Raw genomic sequence first — 15,013 nt, forward strand, 5'->3', positions numbered from 1 at the left:
TCTCCCCATCCCTATTAACCTAAGAGATTGAAACAGCCTCACATCAAAAATATAAGCATTTCTTACAATTATGTGACATGTTCATTTTACTCCCATCATATTGGAGCGTCAAGAAAACGTATACATAAAAATGCTTATATAAATAAAATTTTTAAAATATATTGATATCGTAAAAATCCCACTTTTTATTTATTCCCACCTCAGAAAGAGTATATTAAAATAATACTATTGCCCTTTGCAGCCGAATGACACAAAATTAATTTTTGAAATTCCGAGTTACGGGTATGGTATAAACATGGAAAAAATTTATAAAATTCTTTATGGAAACAAAAATTAACAGTTATTTATTTTTATCAACGCCAGTGTTTTTTTGGCAAATTGTTTATAATAGATTCATAGAAAGTGGGGAGAACATGAGCGAAACAACAACTTCAGAGCCAAAAACCGAAAGCGAGCCACTCGCTGTCAGCGCTTTCGGATATGAATTGATCAGGGAAGAATTATTGAACGAACTGCTTGGCAAAGATACTCCAGAAATCCTTTACTGGGCCGGTAAACGCCTCGCCCGCAAACATCTTTTGTCCAACTTGGAGGAGACCATCCAGTTTTTCCAGGACGCCGGCTGGGGCCGTCTCACCATCAAAGAAGAATCCAGAAGAGAAATACTGCTGGAACTCAGCAGTGAACTGATTTCCTCCCGACTGAAAAAAAACCCAAATACCACATTCCAGCTGGAAGCCGGTTTCATCGCCCAGCAAATGGAACACCAGAAAAAATTTACAGCAGAAGCATTCGAGCACCCCAATAAGAAAGCATCAAAAGTCCAGTTTACAATCAAGTGGGATAAGACTGATATTATTGAGTAAATATAAGAGGGCACAGTGAAACCGTTACTGTGCCCTTCCGCTTTAATGTGACGATAAACTCTCTTCTGCCCTTTATCCGCACATAATCCGCTTTAATGTAACAATAAACTCTCATTCTGCCCTTTTATCCGCATATAATCGTCTCTAATGTGCCTATAAACTCTTGAGGGACACTTTTACGATCACACAGCAGCATATATAAAAGCTTTCCTGGGGGGCACCCAGGAAGCTTTAAGCATGATTTATTAGTTCGTCTTAACCGCTCCTGAATAAAGCTCGAATGCCTCATGGAGTGATTCGACGGCATGGACCATTTGTTTTTCGTTTACGACTGTGGAAACTTTGATTTCGGATGTGCTTACCATTTTGACCTGGATGCCGTTTCCTTCAAGGACTTCAAACATTTTCGCGGCAACCCCGGGATTTGAGACCATGCCTGATCCGACAATCGATACCTTTGCAAGGCCAGTTTCTGATTCGACGGATTGATAATTCAATGATTCTTTATTCCGTTCCAGTACGTCCAGTGTTTCTGTCAGATCATTGCTCTTGATGGAGAATGAAATATTGGCTGTGCCTGCTTCTGTGCGGCTCTGGACGATGATATCCACATTGATATGATTTTGGGCAAGTGTGGTGAAGATCGTAGAAAGCCCTTTTAAAGAAGTGCTTACTCCCAGTACTGATACTCTCGTGATCTGGTCTTCAAACGCTACTCCACGTACAACTAGATTTTGTTCCATTTCATTCTCCTCCTCGATCATTGTGCCTCTTTCTTTTTCCATACTGGATCTTACTTCAAGCGGCAGTCCGTAATTCTTGGCGAATTCGACCGCACGCGGGTGGAGCACACCTGCTCCCAGGTTCGCCAGCTCAAGCATCTCGTCATATGAGACACTCAGTAACTTCCTTGCACTTTTCACAAATCTTGGATCGGTCGTGAACACGCCCGTTACATCTGTATAAATATCGCATTTATCAGCCTTCAATGCGGCTGCAAGCGCGACGGCTGTTGTATCTGATCCGCCCCTTCCAAGTGTGGTGATTTCCCCGTCCTCTGTTACACCCTGGAATCCGGCGACAATGACCACCATTCCTGACTCCAGCTCTTTGGAAATCCTGTCTGTGTCAATATCGATAATCCGGGCGTTTCCATGGATGGCTTCGGTCTGGATTCCAGCTTGCCAGCCAGTAAAAGAAACTGCGTCTATTCCGCTCTGTGCAAGAGCCATTGAGTAAAGCGCGATGGTGATTTGCTCTCCCGTCGTCAAAAGCATATCCATTTCCCTTTTGGATGGCGCCCTTGAAATATCGTTCGCCATGTCGACAAGATGGTCGGTCGTCTTGCCCATTGCTGATACGACTACGACAACATTATTGCCGTTCCTCAATTCTTCTGCTGTCCTTGAGGCAGCATTCCTGATCTTTTCAACACTGCCAACCGATGTTCCGCCGAATTTCTGTACAATCAATCCCATTAGTTTCCCCTGCCTCTTTTTCAGTATTTTGCCTCTGTAAGAGCTTCAAGGCTTATCTGCATATGTATTTTCCCCGAGCCTTTTAAAAAAAGAGCCGTAAAAACAGAAAAAGCAATGGAAGTGGCTCCCATTGCTTAATAAACGTGTATATACGCTGCAACATGAGATAGCACTCCAAGATGGCAATCTTGACAATCCAGCGTTTATTCAACGAAGGACCAGCGAGAAAATGGATAGGCATCTCCTCACTTCGGCAAGCATCCCCTTTCAAAGCCCTTCCCAGAATCCTATAATTCTCCGGCCTTTTACTCTTGAAGCTTGCACCTCTATCTTCACTTTAATACTCTAAAGTGATAGCAATATGAAATTTTTATCATTATAGCATACAAAAATATAGATTGCTACATTAATCCTGTAATTTCTGATATAGTTCCTGAGCAACATTCGCCGGCAGCCCGGCTGCACTCAATTCCTCAACAGAGGCTTCTCGCATTTTTTTGACTGAACCGAAATGTTTCAGCAGCGCTTTCTTCCGCTTTTCGCCAATGCCTGCGATATCATCGAGGATCGATTGGAAAGCGCTTTTTCCCCTCAGCTGGCGGTGGAAGGTGATGGCAAAGCGGTGCACCTCATCCTGAATCCTTTGCAGCAGGTAAAACTCCTGGCTGTTCCGCGGCAATTCAATCACCTGCAATGGATTGCCATATAGCAGCTGGGAAGTCCTGTGCTTATCATCCTTGGCCAGGCCGGCAATCGGAATATCAAGACCTAATTCATTCTCCAGGACATCCCGGGCGGACTCGATATGCCCTTTTCCGCCATCGATGATGATCAAATCCGGCAGCGGCAAACCCTCTCTCAACACCCGGGTATACCGGCGGCGGACGACTTCCCTCATCGACTCGTAGTCATCTGGCCCCTTCACTGATTTGATTTTATATTTCCGGTACTCCCTTTTCTCGGGTTTCCCATCAATGAATACGATCATCGCTGAAACCGGGTCAGTTCCCTGGATATTGGAGTTATCAAATGATTCGATCCGATGGGGTGTATAGATCCCCATTTGTTTCCCAAGGTTCTCAACTGCGTTAATGGTCCTTTCCTCATCGCGCTCGATCAGGGAGAACTTTTCCTGAAGGGCGATCCGGGCATTTTTTGAAGCCAAGTGTACAAGCTCTTTTTTCTTGCCGCGCTGAGGCTTGAGGACTTTTACACCAAGCAATCCCTCTGCCATTTCTAGGTCGACGCTTTCGGGCACCAATATCTCCTTTGGCTTGAAATGCTCATTTTTCGAATAAAATTGGCCAAGATATGTGAGAATATCTTCCTCGGGTTCATTATGGATCGGGAACATCGAAACTTCCCTTTCAATCAATTTCCCCTGGCGGATAAAAAATACCTGAACACACATCCAGCCCTTATCGACTGCATAGCCAAACACATCACGGTCGGTAAAGTCTGTCGTGGTCATCTTCTGCTTTTCCATTGTTGCTTCAATATGGGCAATCTTGTCGCGGAACTCCTTTGCCCTTTCAAAGTCAAGTTCCTCGGCAGCGGCAGCCATTTTTTCTGTCAAATCAACCTTGATTTCCTTGTATCCGCCATTCAGGAATTTCGTGATTTCATCGGTAATCTGCTTATATTCTTCCTTGCTGACGTCCTTGACACAGGGTGCCAGACATTGGCCCATATGATAGTAGAGACAGACCCTGTCTGGCAGTGTCGAGCACTTCCTGAGCGGATAAATCCTGTCGAGCAGCTTTTTCGTCTCATTCGCTGCCTGAACATTCGGGTATGGACCAAAATATTTTCCGCTGTCTTTTTTGACCTTGCGGGTAATGATCAGTTTTGGATGCCGCTCTGCCGTCAGCTTGATGAAGGGATAGGTCTTGTCATCCTTGAGCATGATATTATACTTCGGGTCATATTTTTTGATTAGATTGATTTCAAGCAGCAGTGCTTCCATATCGGAAGAGGTGACAATATACTCGAAATCCTCGATTTCATTCACAAGCCGGAGCGTCTTGCCGTCATGCGATCCGGTAAAATAAGAGCGGACCCTGTTTTTTAAAATCTTGGCTTTTCCCACATAAATGATGGTTCCCTGCCTGTCCTTCATTAAATAACATCCTGGCTGCGCAGGAAGAAGAGCAAGCTTATTCCTGATTTGCTCATTCATGCCATTCACCTCCTGTTACGGTGTCCATTTATATAAAATAATCTCATGATAGACCGGGTCAAAAATTTCATTTGACGAAAATGTTTTCACTTCTTCAAGCTTTCCGCCTGGATTGATACCCTGGGACCGGAAGCCGTCTATTACACTATTTGTTAAATATATCGTTTTTCCTTCATATAATCCCTGGTCATGAAGAAAAATCTTATAAGTATAGATTCGTTTATGGGGATAAGGCATTCCCAAGAACTGAAGCACCCTTGTTTCCTCCCATGTATAAAGGACAAACTCATCATGCTGTTCCTCAAGATAATTCGCGAGCTGGTAGACAGCGGGTGATAACTCAGCCTGTTCCTGCACATAGCTTGATGAAACAATTGCCTGGGCAATGATTACAGCAAGCGCTAGATAACGTGTAAATTTCTCTGCTCTTTTTTTAAAAAAGACGAGCATGCAAAAAAATACAATCAGCAGCGCTACGGGCAATATATGCCTCGGCTTGTCGATATTCTGGGCAAAAAGCGCCCAGCCTCCATAAGCCAGCATCAGCAGCAGACTTAATTGGACATTGCCTTCTTTAAAAATTCCGCTTTTGCGGGATGGCCATAAAATAATGCTGCCAATAACTATATATAATACCATCAAAACAGTTGTTCGTGAAAATATTCCCCACCACAAAATGTTGGTAAACACGAATGCCTTCAACCTTGCAAAAATGGAAAGTTCGTTCGATGCCGAGGTGCCACCCCATTCCTGAAAATGGCCGCCGGTGAATCCGAATGCCAGCTCCAGGAAATTGGCGACACTTCCTTCGGTGAGAATCAGACCTCCAACCCAAATCAACTGGAACAAGCCGGCAATAGCCGTAAGTTTTATCATACCTGGCAAAGTAAGCTCTTGTTTCGTCCATTTTTTATAAAAAAGATAGATGAGGCCAATCCCCATCGGAATATAACTCAATCTGATCCCCAATAGCACACTGAATAAAAACAAGGGAAGGAGCATCCATTTCCCTGAAGATTTTGTTTCTGCAGCTGCTATGCTCCAGAAGTACCACCAGAATGCGGCAAGTGCAGCACCTTCAGACATCGGCTGATTGACGATAATCAGCGGATAGCTCGCTGTGTAAATAATGCCTGCAACGAGAAAGGCATTTTCCTTTGAAACGACTTTTGACGCCAGCAGGTACACGGGCAGTATCGAACTCGCATATACGAGCACATTGAATGCTACCAGCGCCTGTCCTGGATTCTGCACGAATTTATCCGTGAGCAATCCACCTAAAATGAAGTAAGGATAGCCAGGAAAATGGGGTTGCATTGCCCTTAAATCATATCGATCAAGCGCTAGGGTAAAGTCTACCTGATCCCAGGATGAGACGAAGGGATTCAGATTGCCAAGCTGCGTCATGAAAACATATAGGATAGCAAGCAAACTCACTCCTGAGATCAGGACTCGGTTTATTTTTGCGAAATTCATCTTACAAACACCAACTTTGTTTTTACGTATGAAAAAAGTACAAGGAATATCCCTGTACTTTTTCTGGAGAGAGGAGAGTTACACCTCAAAACTTTTATTTTACTTGTGGCTTCAGTACATTGACCTGCTTCGCTTCTGCCGTTTTTTCAGCAGCCTGCTGTTTCTTGGAGCTGCGTGATGATGTCAGCAGGAAAATTGCCGCAAAGTAGCCAATATAAGCAATGACTTCCTCGATGGATGGCATTGAAGAATATCCGAACAACGCCTTCAGGAAGATTCCGACATCACCGGATATGAGCGGTGCTGCACCGGTGTCCCGGAGATAGTGTGCATAATCAATCGGGTGTTCAGGCAACAGCCATGTAATATCGTAAACATGGTACATGACGCTTCCAATCAAGTTAATGTCCTGCATCATTGAGATTGCCTGTACAAGCAAACCGGCAGATATCAGGATGATGAAAGCTCCTGTAATCTGGAAGAATGTCTTGAGATTCACCTTCATTGTGCCTTTGAAGAACATATAGGAAACGACTACAGCAATCAGTGTTCCGGTAATCGCTCCCCATCCCTGCATCGCAGCACCGATGTTACCGCCGGTGATCGCTGCAAAAAAGAACACTGTCTCGATTCCTTCACGCAAGACAACGAGGAATGAATGGATGACCATACCGACAATATTGCCTGTCGAGATGAATTTATTCATTTTCCCTTCCATATTGCCTTTAAGGTTTTTGCTGTGGCTCGCCATCCAAAATACCATCTGGGTCAGAAGGACCGTCGATACAATCATGATTCCGATCTTGAGGTAGATCTCGCTGCCCATCGCTGCGAATCCGGTGAACACGACCTGGAACAGGATCGCTACCCCGATGCTCGCAAGAACGGCAAGACCCGCTCCCAGCCACACATACTTCGTATATTTGGAATGATCCATCCTTTTTAGATAGGTTGTGATGATCCCGATAATTAATAATGCTTCCAATACTTCACGAAAAGTAATCAATAACGCTTGAACTTCCATTGCTGATTCTCCCCTCTCCAAGGTGTCATCAAAATTTATGCTCTTCTTCTCTTTATGCCAATGGCCACTACTGCCGCAATCACTCCAATGATGATGATGATTGGAATCCAGTTGCGGAAATTCGATAAATCCGTCCAATCCTTTTTGCCCGTACCTTCTTGTTCAGTTGCACTTTCAGCAAAGTGACCTACTTCCAGGCTGGCGAGATTGAACTCCTTTTGTAATGAATCGAGGATTGCTTCTTTTTTTTCTTTAAAAGTCTCGATGTCCGATGGTTTTTTCCCGACGCCAAACAATCCGGGATTCCCCAATGCTTCCAGTGCAGCATCAAAATCAGCTTTGATCTGTTGGTCCACTTCAGCATTTTGCGCCTCTACCTTTGGCGATAACGCTTGATATGTAGCAAATCCTTTCGCAAGGAGCTTTTTGGAGTTGTCAAATTCCTCAAAATTCTTTTCGATGCTTTCAAGTCTTCTCGCTATATTCAATACGAGGAGTTTTTCCATATTCTCAATGGTTGCTTCTTTATCTTCATCATCCAGGCTTTTCATGATGACTTCTCCTGGCTCAGTTCCCATATGCATGTCAATTTCTTCCTTGACTGTTCCGAACAGGGATTTTGCCGCTGTGAAATTCGGAGGGTTCTCATCCAGCTTCAATTGCATTTCCTTATAGACTTCTGCAACCTTTTCTTCATTGGGATCCCCATATGAATATGCGCTGGCAGACAGCGGAATGTTACTGAGAATCAATATCAGTGAAAAACAAAAAAATATGGCTCTTTTCATTCGTTGTTTCCCTCCTACAATGATAATGATAATGATTATCATTATGAATGTCAATCATATTTGATAACCGTCACCTTTTTGTCACTTTTTTTACTGCCTTTACGTTGAAAAATCTCTTCTCCAGCAAGTTTAGATACCGGCCTGGACATTTCCCGGTAGACGGCAGGCACCACATTCGTCATATATTTTTTGAACGAAATAAAGGATGTGCCCGTTGTCCTCACGCGGTATTGGATTGGCACCTCCAGCACCCTGAAGCCTTTTCGGACAAGGTTCAGTGTCAATACTTGCGCATAATTGTAATCATGGATGATTTCCGCATGCTTGAGGACCTGCCGTGAAAACGCCCTCATTCCAGATTGTCCATCATAAAGCCATTTTTTCAATAATAAGGTTTGCAAAAATGTGAAAAAATAATTCCCCATCCTGCGGTGAAATTTCATTCCTTTTATTGTGCCCATAAATCTTGAGCCCATTGTATAATCTGCTTCGCCATTCAAGATTGGTTTGACGATATCAGGAATTTGCCATGCAGGATATTCTCCATCTGCATCAATCATTACACCGACATCTGCACCCATCTTATAGCACTCTTGTATTCCCTTTCGGACCGCGGCACCCAGGCCGCGGTTTTTTTCAAAGCTGATGACATGGTCTGCCCCTGCTTTTTTTGCTTCAGCAACTGTTCCATCGTTAGATCCATCGTCAATGACCAGCACTTCCACCTGAGCAGCACCGGCAAAACTGCGCGGTATATTGCCAATCACTTCAGCTATTGACTCTTCCTCATTAAAAGCCGGTAAAAATACGATCACTTTATTCAAATTCATTCTCTTCCTTCTCTGCTTTGATTGCGTCCATTAAGACTTTGCCCCTGCTGCTTGCTGGATACGGCGCTCCCATCAGATAGGAAATCGTCGGAGCAAGTGAGACGAGGCTATGCTTTTCCTGGACTTTATTTCCCTTCCTGATATGCGGCCCATGCATGAAAAATGGAACAAATCTTTCACCTTCATCAAGGTGGCCATGGCCCCCGATTCCGTCAGCCTGCCCATGGTCTGCACAAACGACAAGCGTAGTGTTCTCCATTTTCCCTTCTGCCTCGAGCCATTCAACAAACTCCTTAATCAGTGCGTCGGCTTCCTCGATTTTTTCAATATAATCATCATAGAGGACTCCGCGGCTGTGTCCAACCTGGTCTGTCCCAATCATTTGCACGACAAACAGATCAGGGTCCTGCTCGTCCATGATTTTTCTTGCCCTTGCCAGCATATTGGTGTCAGCCTTATCCTTATGCATCACAGCCGTCACCGTCTCGACATCGCTTCCCATTGCATCAACCAGATGGGCTATGCCAAGCAGTCTTCCCCTTTTGCCAACTTTCCTCAGCGAGTCAAAGATCGTTTCCGTATTGACCCCAAGCTTATAGACCATATTGGATTTTATGCCATGCTCAAACGGATAGGTACCGGTAAACATTGAACTGAAGCACACCACGGTTCTCGCAGGGTACAATGTTTCCATATTCAGATATTCCGTGCCATTCTCTTTTAACTGGTCGAGAAAAGGCGTATTCGCCTCGTAAAAACGTTCCTTACGCATTCCATCAATGACGATGACAATCACCTTATCGGACAGGCCATTTTGAGGAACATCAGGCCCCTCATCCTTTGTATACGTTTCATAAGCCTTTGGTTTCCAGTCGAATAAATATTTGTGCAAAATAAAGGCAAACAATAATATGAAGCCATAAAAGATCACCAAATCCGCCAGGGGAAGACCAGAGCCGCCAGAAATCGCGGTATATGACAATTCCCATACGGAGAGCAGCAGCAAGAACTTCGGAAGCTGCTCCTGGGCATTACCGCTTGTCGAATCACTGTTCTTTAAAACGAGCTTCCAAAATCTCGTGAAGTTCAGCCAGGAAGTGCCAATTCTTAAGTGGTAATAAAACGTCCCCCAGAAAAACACGGTAAAGAAAAAATAAAGGCCAGCTGCAAACAGCAGCAAACTTAAGTTAAGATCGGGCCAAATAACGATAAATACGATAAACGGAATCCATAGATAGTTTCTCAAAAACAACGGAAAATCATAAATAAAATACATGATAAACAGCGGCAGGACTGTAAGCAGGGCGAAAAGGAACTCTGTGAACCTTCCCGCGCTGCCCAAATCGCCGAGGTGGAATAATACCATGGTGCCAATCGTGAAAATTGGCGTGAATGGCTTCCCCTCATTAAGCAGATTCCAGCTTCGGGCCGCAAATTTTTCAAATTTAGATGCGCTTTTCATTTTAATCCTTCTTTCTCCCTGACCTGAAATTCCTTAGTTCCCTGCGAAAATATGCAGGAGAGGAAATCAATAACAGCAGGCCAGTAAAATATGAAAAAACAAATTTAAAGCCATGGCTTAAAATGGAAGCTGTATAGGCCTCCCTGGTCCCAATCCCCAAAATGGCCAAAGCGGATGTCATAACTGATTCATACGTTGATATTCCGCCAGGTGTAATTTGGAAAACCTGGCCTCCAACAGTAAGGGAATTAACCCACAAGCCTTCAATGAAAGAAAGAGATATCCCCATGGACTTTGCGACATTCCAGATGACGAAGCTCTCCAATACCCAACTGATGATGACCAATGGGAATAGATAGAGACTCCTTTTTTGGGACAAAGCATCCTTCAACATTATCAGATGCTTTTGGACAAAACCAGAAAAAAAACGGTTTAGAAGCATAATTCCGATTACAGCGAGAATCGCGAAAGCTGCCAATAATGGCAAGGAGAGATTGAAGACAAGATCTTTGCCTAAGATCAATAATCCTGCTCCGGTAATGGATGCCAATGTAACTATATCGAGGAACCGCATAAAAATCACGGAATTGGCGGATTCATCGACGGTCAATTCTTGTTCCTTGGCGGCCAGGAACCCCGCACGAAAAAAATCCCCTGCTTTGACAGGCGTAATATGATTGATGGATAAACTTAAAAATATACCCTGCACACAGTTCAAGTACTTCACTTGTTTCGGAATATATACTTTCCATGCCAGGGCCCTGATTAGAAATGCAAGGAGGTATGTAAATGCGGCACCCCATAACAGAAAACCTGACCTCCAAAAATGGATGCTCTCGTCTATCAATGTGCCGATATGGAAGTATCTGAATGATAGGATCGCAAAAATGATCACGAGAATCATTCCAACGATTTTAAAAAGTAAGGACTTATTCCTTGCCATAGTAATCAACTGCCCACTTCACTGTTCTGGCCAACCCTTCATCGAAAGGAACTTTGGCTTGGAAACCCAGCAGTTCCTTGGCTTTGGAGGTATCAGCCCAGGTCGATGTCACATCCCCCTGCCTGAACCCTGCATGGTGAATCTTCATATCTGGAAAATGTTTTGCGATAGCCTCTATCAATTCCTCGATGGAAACTGGGCAGGAAGATCCTAAATTCATAATATTCGTTCCACGCGCTTTATGGATTGCTGCATAAATCCCTTCAATTATATCATCTATGTAAGTATAATCACGTGATGTCCCATTGCCATAAACCGTGATTTCTTCACCGTTCAAAATTCTTTCTATAAACTTTGTGATCGCCATATCTGGCCGGCCCCATGGACCATACACTGTAAAGAACCTAAGGATTGTCATATCATACTTGTACATGCTAGCGAATGCATGGCAAAAGGATTCGGCACCATATTTAGCTGCAGCGTAGGGTGAGATCACTTTGCCAGTTGCCATTGCTTCTGTTAATGGTTTATTCGCCTGTTCTCCATATACAGAAGATGAGGAAGCGTAAATGACCTTCTTTACATTCGACTCGCCGGAGAACTTCAGGACGTTGACGGTCGCTTTTACGTCATAATCGACATATTGCCCGGGGGCTTCAAGTGAGTAGCTGACTCCAGGCAATGCTGCCAGGTGAACTACACAGTCTGCCTGAAATTCAAGGAAAATTCTCCGGATATCCTCCTCATCATCCAGCAGGTTCTTTTCCTCAAATCGATACGGTCCCGCTTCTCCAATGTAATGCAGCTGGTCCAATTTCCTTTTTTTTGAGTAATAAGGATGGATTGCATCTATGACCAGTACCTCATTGCCTTCTTCCACTAACTTTCTTGATAGGTGGCAGCCGATGAAACCGGCACCGCCTGTAACGATTATTTTCAAAGAATACACCTCAGTCACGATTGTCTCTGCCATTCTATATTATAGAGAAATTTAGAAGCAGAGTAAAAAAGGAAAAACCTTGTCAGGGTACAAGGTTCTTCCGGCAAGCATTATTTTGCTGAATCGATTACAGTCTGAAGAGCTGCTTCTACTTCTTTCCTCAAAACTTCTCCATTTTCTTTATCTTTTGCTTTGGCAGCTTCGTAATATTTTTGGGCGTTCTCTGAAAGTGAAGCATATACCTCTTCACCGACCAGGCGCTTAATGTCTTCACCAATAAGGTCAGTGAACAGAGCGCCTTCAAGAGCTGTGATTACCCCTTTATCCTCGCCCCAGTTCTCTTCGCTTTCTTCTAATTCATGGAGAGCAATTTTCGCAAAACCTCTGACTGCAGCATTATTTACAGCTGCCGGGTCAATCGTCTTCACATCAGTTTCCAGGTTGAACTGTTTTTCAATAATCTCTGCTTCTTCCGGTGCGTTCTTTACAAGGTAGCTAGCAATTGACTGGTAGAAGGCCCATCCTTCTGCCTGTTCAACTTTAGCCGCTTCGGCATCTTCTTTTGCCTCATTTGCGGCTTTAGTAGCATAACCATTTGGAACTGCAGCAGTTGCAAGGTAGAATGTCTTCATTAACGTTTTATCGACAACTTGTTGTCCAAGCTTGAATGCTAATTGGTCATCTGCCTCAACAGCCTTTTCCATTTCAGCGAACCCGCCGGAAATTGCATCCTTCATGTTCGTGCCATTAGCATCATCGCGTTTTTGGACTGTACCTTCAATGATTGCGTAAAATTCTTTTGCCTCTTCAATTTCTTCCTTCACTGCTTCTTTATCATCCCAGTTTTCAGCCACTTCGATAAATTCATGTTTCATCGTAGTATAAAATACTTTTTGCATAAGCTTATCGAAAATTTGTTTAACAACTACCTTATCCATTGAACCATCTTTTCCAGCCTGTAATGCTGTCGTGATGTGCTGGTCAACTGTATCTTCAAATTCCTGATCTCTCTTCTGGACTAGGCTTTGAAGATTTTCGTTATAAAGCTTTGTTACTTTATCAAAGTCGACATCCTTGTTTTCCTTGGCTTTTTCAAGCTCGGTGACAGCTTCCTTATATACATCACCATACTCGACTTCTGTTTCCGCTTCTTCAGCTTCTGTCGTTTCTTCCTTTTTTACGGTTTCTTCTTGCTTTTTATCCTCAGGCTTTGAAGCTGTATCTTTATCCGCGCCACATCCAGCCAATACAGCACTCGCCATTATGAAACTAGCAAAAACTATTTTAAGATCTCGTTTTTTCATGATTGTATGCCCCCAATTGATAATTTCTTTTTTAAATGATAATGATTTTCAATCACAGTTGTTATTATAATCGAGAATGATTTTCACTGTCAACGAACTTTGTGAGAAAACTTTGACAAACTAATGAACATTGAAATTATCATGCCCTATTGTTAGAATTTCTGATGAATCTTCATCAACGCAAAAAAATCCCGCCATCAATGAGATGGCGGGATTTTTTTGTTGCTAGTTGATTAGATATGCTGCTGAAGACGTCCTGCAAGTGCTTCTTTTGGCTGGAAACCGATTACTTTATCAACCGGCTGTCCATCTTTAAGGACAAGCAATGTCGGAATGCTCATGATGCCGTATTGTGCTGCAGTTTCCTGGTTGTCATCCACATCAAGCTTCACGATTTTCACTTTGTCGCCCATTTCTGAATCTAATTCTTCAAGCACAGGAGCGATCATCTTACAAGGGCCGCACCATGGTGCCCAAAAATCAACAAGCACTAGGCCTGATCCTGTTTCGTTAGCAAAAGTTGCGTCAGTAGCATGTGTAATAGCCATTTGAATGCCTCCTAAAAAATCTGGATAATATCGTCAGTATATCATCGTTTACCAATTGATGCTATCTATATGCTCTTGTTGTAATTTACCCTCTTTGCATTTGAATATTCTTTAAAAAATGAAAAAACGGACGCTGTTCACGTCCGTTTTAATGTATTATTTTAAGCATTGACTTTGAGTTTTTTGAACTCTTCAGTAAGCATTGGAACGACCTCGAATAAGTCACCAACGATTCCGTAGTCTGCCACTTTAAAGATATTTGCTTCCGGATCTTTATTGATCGCTACGATGACTTTGGAGTTTGACATACCTGCAAGGTGCTGGATTGCTCCAGAGATACCAGCAGCGATATATAAGTCTGGTGTTACAACCTTGCCTGTCTGGCCAATCTGAAGTGAATAGTCACAATAGTCAGCGTCACATGCACCGCGGGAAGCGCCAACCGCTCCGCCAAGGACGTCTGCCAGTTCCTTGAGAGGTTCGAAGCCATCTTCACTCTTGACACCGCGTCCTCCAGCTACAACGACCTTTGCTTCTGACAGGTCTACGCCTTCAGTTGCTTTGCGGACAACATCCTTGATGATTGTTCTTAAATCCTTGATTTCTGCTGAAACAGTTGATACTTCACCGGATTTGCCTGCATCTTTTTCCAAAGGAGCAATATTGTTTGGACGGATTGTAGCAAACAATAATCCATCAGTGACAATCTTCTTTTCAAAAGCCTTACCTGAATAGATTGGGCGAGTGAATACAAGATTGCCTCCCGCTTCCTCTACCGCTACCGCATCTGAAATGAGTCCTGAGCCCAGTTTGCTTGCGATTTTCGGTGCAAGGTCTTTTCCAAGGGATGTATGTCCGAAAATGATGCCTTCAGGATTTTCCTGCTCGATGACAGCCATCAATGCCTGTGAAAACCCGTCTGGTGTATATTGTGCCAGTTTGGCATCTTCTACAGCCACAACTTTGTCGGCACCATATTGATATAGGTCATTGCCTAATGAACTTACAGATTCGCCAAGCAAGACTCCAACTACTTCTCCGCCCTCAGCAACTGTTTTTCCAGCCGCGATCGCTTCAAAAGAAACATTCCTAAGCTGTCCGTCACGCGCTTCTCCCAATACTAATACTTTTCTCGCCATTTGATTTACCTCCTGCGTATTTATTCTTCCTATATG

The 15,013-nt window shown here is 43.5% G+C and carries 13 protein-coding genes and 1 riboswitch; of the genes, 1 reads left to right on the top strand and 12 read right to left on the bottom strand.

Features of this window, described 5'->3' with window-relative positions; all coding sequences use genetic code 11:
- Positions 1-413 precede the first annotated feature (413 nt).
- Positions 414-866: a YslB family protein gene (locus M3593_RS05640; protein WP_144477576.1), complete on the top strand. Its 453-nt coding sequence runs from the start codon at positions 414-416 to the stop codon at positions 864-866.
- A gap of 245 nt (positions 867-1,111) precedes the next feature.
- Here M3593_RS05640 and M3593_RS05645 read toward each other — a convergent pair whose 3' ends face one another.
- The 12 genes from M3593_RS05645 to M3593_RS05700 all read right to left on the bottom strand — a co-directional run bounded on the left by M3593_RS05645 (position 1,112) and on the right by M3593_RS05700 (position 14,977).
- Complete coding sequence (locus M3593_RS05645; RefSeq protein WP_144477573.1) at positions 1,112-2,344, bottom strand: aspartate kinase; 1,233 nt, start codon at positions 2,342-2,344, stop codon at positions 1,112-1,114.
- Positions 2,345-2,503: 159 nt separating this feature from the next.
- Positions 2,504-2,681: riboswitch (Lysine riboswitch) on the bottom strand.
- Between the two features lie 69 nt (positions 2,682-2,750).
- Complete coding sequence (uvrC, locus tag M3593_RS05650) at positions 2,751-4,523, bottom strand: excinuclease ABC subunit UvrC (RefSeq protein ID WP_144477570.1); 1,773 nt, start codon at positions 4,521-4,523, stop codon at positions 2,751-2,753.
- Positions 4,524-4,538: 15 nt separating this feature from the next.
- Positions 4,539-5,999, bottom strand: a complete 1,461-nt coding sequence (locus tag M3593_RS05655; protein WP_144477567.1) for a hypothetical protein — start codon at positions 5,997-5,999, stop codon at positions 4,539-4,541.
- A gap of 94 nt (positions 6,000-6,093) precedes the next feature.
- Positions 6,094-7,023 carry an FTR1 family iron permease gene (locus M3593_RS05660; RefSeq protein ID WP_144477564.1) on the bottom strand — a complete coding sequence of 310 codons (930 nt, stop codon included), beginning with the start codon at positions 7,021-7,023 and terminating at the stop codon, positions 6,094-6,096.
- A gap of 35 nt (positions 7,024-7,058) precedes the next feature.
- Positions 7,059-7,811 carry a hypothetical protein gene (locus tag M3593_RS05665; protein ID WP_144477561.1) on the bottom strand — a complete coding sequence of 251 codons (753 nt, stop codon included), beginning with the start codon at positions 7,809-7,811 and terminating at the stop codon, positions 7,059-7,061.
- 50 nt (positions 7,812-7,861) lie between these two features.
- Positions 7,862-8,641: a glycosyltransferase family 2 protein gene (locus tag M3593_RS05670; RefSeq protein WP_144477558.1), complete on the bottom strand. Its 780-nt coding sequence runs from the start codon at positions 8,639-8,641 to the stop codon at positions 7,862-7,864.
- Positions 8,628-10,103: an alkaline phosphatase family protein gene (locus tag M3593_RS05675; RefSeq protein ID WP_251541053.1), complete on the bottom strand. Its 1,476-nt coding sequence runs from the start codon at positions 10,101-10,103 to the stop codon at positions 8,628-8,630. Before M3593_RS05675 ends, M3593_RS05670 begins: the two co-directional genes overlap by 14 nt.
- A gap of 1 nt (position 10,104) precedes the next feature.
- Positions 10,105-11,046 carry a lysylphosphatidylglycerol synthase transmembrane domain-containing protein gene (locus M3593_RS05680; RefSeq protein WP_251541055.1) on the bottom strand — a complete coding sequence of 314 codons (942 nt, stop codon included), beginning with the start codon at positions 11,044-11,046 and terminating at the stop codon, positions 10,105-10,107.
- Positions 11,033-11,986 carry an NAD-dependent epimerase/dehydratase family protein gene (locus M3593_RS05685; RefSeq protein ID WP_251541057.1) on the bottom strand — a complete coding sequence of 318 codons (954 nt, stop codon included), beginning with the start codon at positions 11,984-11,986 and terminating at the stop codon, positions 11,033-11,035. The genes M3593_RS05680 and M3593_RS05685 overlap by 14 nt, the downstream gene beginning before the upstream one ends.
- A gap of 110 nt (positions 11,987-12,096) precedes the next feature.
- A complete protein-coding gene (locus M3593_RS05690; RefSeq protein ID WP_144477546.1) occupies positions 12,097-13,290 on the bottom strand; it encodes a hypothetical protein in 1,194 nt (397 codons plus the stop codon).
- Positions 13,291-13,523: 233 nt separating this feature from the next.
- Positions 13,524-13,838 carry a thioredoxin gene (trxA, locus tag M3593_RS05695; RefSeq protein WP_144477543.1) on the bottom strand — a complete coding sequence of 105 codons (315 nt, stop codon included), beginning with the start codon at positions 13,836-13,838 and terminating at the stop codon, positions 13,524-13,526.
- Between the two features lie 161 nt (positions 13,839-13,999).
- A complete protein-coding gene (locus M3593_RS05700) occupies positions 14,000-14,977 on the bottom strand; it encodes an electron transfer flavoprotein subunit alpha/FixB family protein (RefSeq protein ID WP_144477540.1) in 978 nt (325 codons plus the stop codon).
- Between the last annotated feature and the right edge of the window lie 36 nt (positions 14,978-15,013).

It is taken from the genome of Mesobacillus sp. MER 48 (genome assembly GCF_023714225.1).
GTDB classification, from domain to species: Bacteria; Bacillota; Bacilli; order Bacillales; family Cytobacillaceae; genus Mesobacillus; species Mesobacillus oceanisediminis_A.

Bases quoted from the DNA above. Each gene is read 5' to 3' on its own strand.
- M3593_RS05640 (WP_144477576.1), top strand. From the start codon at position 414: ATGAGCGAAACAACAACTTCAGAGCCAAAAACCGAAAGCGAGCCACTC.
- M3593_RS05645 (WP_144477573.1), bottom strand. From the start codon at position 2,344: ATGGGATTGATTGTACAGAAATTCGGCGGAACATCGGTTGGCAGTGTT.
- uvrC (WP_144477570.1), bottom strand. From the start codon at position 4,523: ATGAATGAGCAAATCAGGAATAAGCTTGCTCTTCTTCCTGCGCAGCCA.
- M3593_RS05655 (WP_144477567.1), bottom strand. From the start codon at position 5,999: ATGAATTTCGCAAAAATAAACCGAGTCCTGATCTCAGGAGTGAGTTTG.
- M3593_RS05660 (WP_144477564.1), bottom strand. From the start codon at position 7,023: ATGGAAGTTCAAGCGTTATTGATTACTTTTCGTGAAGTATTGGAAGCA.
- M3593_RS05665 (WP_144477561.1), bottom strand. From the start codon at position 7,811: ATGAAAAGAGCCATATTTTTTTGTTTTTCACTGATATTGATTCTCAGT.
- M3593_RS05670 (WP_144477558.1), bottom strand. From the start codon at position 8,641: ATGAATTTGAATAAAGTGATCGTATTTTTACCGGCTTTTAATGAGGAA.
- M3593_RS05675 (WP_251541053.1), bottom strand. From the start codon at position 10,103: ATGAAAAGCGCATCTAAATTTGAAAAATTTGCGGCCCGAAGCTGGAAT.
- M3593_RS05680 (WP_251541055.1), bottom strand. From the start codon at position 11,046: ATGGCAAGGAATAAGTCCTTACTTTTTAAAATCGTTGGAATGATTCTC.
- M3593_RS05690 (WP_144477546.1), bottom strand. From the start codon at position 13,290: ATGAAAAAACGAGATCTTAAAATAGTTTTTGCTAGTTTCATAATGGCG.
- trxA (WP_144477543.1), bottom strand. From the start codon at position 13,838: ATGGCTATTACACATGCTACTGACGCAACTTTTGCTAACGAAACAGGA.
- M3593_RS05700 (WP_144477540.1), bottom strand. From the start codon at position 14,977: ATGGCGAGAAAAGTATTAGTATTGGGAGAAGCGCGTGACGGACAGCTT.